This window comes from Rhizobacter sp. P3_B12 (assembly GCF_056402895.1).
In genome coordinates this window covers 1-976 of sequence record NZ_JBFUGN010001502.1, presented here as the reverse complement: position 1 = coordinate 976, position 976 = coordinate 1, and the positions used below count along the sequence as shown (strand labels likewise).

The window sequence follows — 976 nt, the reverse complement described above, 5'->3', positions numbered from 1 at the left end:
GAAGAGGAGGCCGTGGCGATCGCGGCGTGATAGCGTTCGATCGGAGCGTGCATCATTGCGTTCGCAAATCTGATCAACGGGAGAACTGCCATGAAACACCAGGGAAGCTGCCACTGCGGCAACGTCGCCTTTGAAGTCGAAGGCGAGATCAAGAGCGCAATGTCTTGCAACTGCTCCATGTGTCAACGAAAGGGCTCGCTGCTTTGGTTCGTGCCCAGAGACTCGCTTAAGGTCTCCACCCCGGAGGACGCCTCTCGCGTCTACTTGTTCAACAAGCACCTGCTGAAGCACCGCTTCTGCCCTGCCTGCGGCATCCACCCCTATGCGGAAGGCAAGGATCCAAAGGGCAACGACATGGCTGCGATCAATATCCGATGCCTGGAAGGTATCGATCTCGCATCTGTTCCGGTCACACACTTCGATGGGCGATCGAGGTGACGCTAGCGCAGTCGTTCGATCGGGAAGGCATGTCGCCATGAGGAGTCCCTCCATCTGCCCGGTGTGCCAGTCGCGCAAACTCGTCGACGGGCGGATCCTTGCTGATGGGTCAGAAAGCGGTTCTGCCGAGAAGTTCTTCCCGAGCGGGCTGCGCTTCCTGTTGCTGAGGCGATCCGTGCGTTTGACAGGCAGGGACGCTTTCAGAGCTTGCACGGAGTGCGGGCACGTCTGGAACCAGCTCGATGCCACGGCGTTGCGGGAACTGGTCGAGCACGGAGCGTCGGAAGGACTGAAGCGAAAGCTCCAGATCCGAGAATGATGTCCAGGAAGTGGGAGTTCGGCGTTTCAGACGTTGATGAAGGACGACGTGCAACTGATCAAGAATCTCTTTGGCAAGAAGAAGAGCACGCCCGCGGCGAGGCTGTCCGAGCCGGCGCAGCCCGCCAAGCCCGCCTTGACGCCACAGGCGTGGCTGCTGGAGTTGTTCAAGCGCCATGGGTTGGCTTCGACCGTCCACAATGATTGGGTGCTTCCCGGT

General features: G+C 59.6%; 2 protein-coding genes. Both read left to right on the top strand.

Annotated features, from left to right (window positions below):
- Positions 1-90 precede the first annotated feature (90 nt).
- On the top strand, positions 91-438 hold the full coding sequence (locus AC1D01_RS36455) for a GFA family protein (protein ID WP_477874653.1): 348 nt from the start codon (positions 91-93) through the stop codon (positions 436-438).
- Between the two features lie 355 nt (positions 439-793).
- Positions 794-976 (top strand): hypothetical protein (locus tag AC1D01_RS36450; protein WP_477874651.1); only part of this gene is annotated, 183 nt, incomplete at its 3' end.

Excerpts from the sequence above, each read along its gene's own strand:
- AC1D01_RS36455 (WP_477874653.1), top strand. The coding sequence starts at position 91 with ATGAAACACCAGGGAAGCTGCCACTGCGGCAACGTCGCCTTTGAAGTC.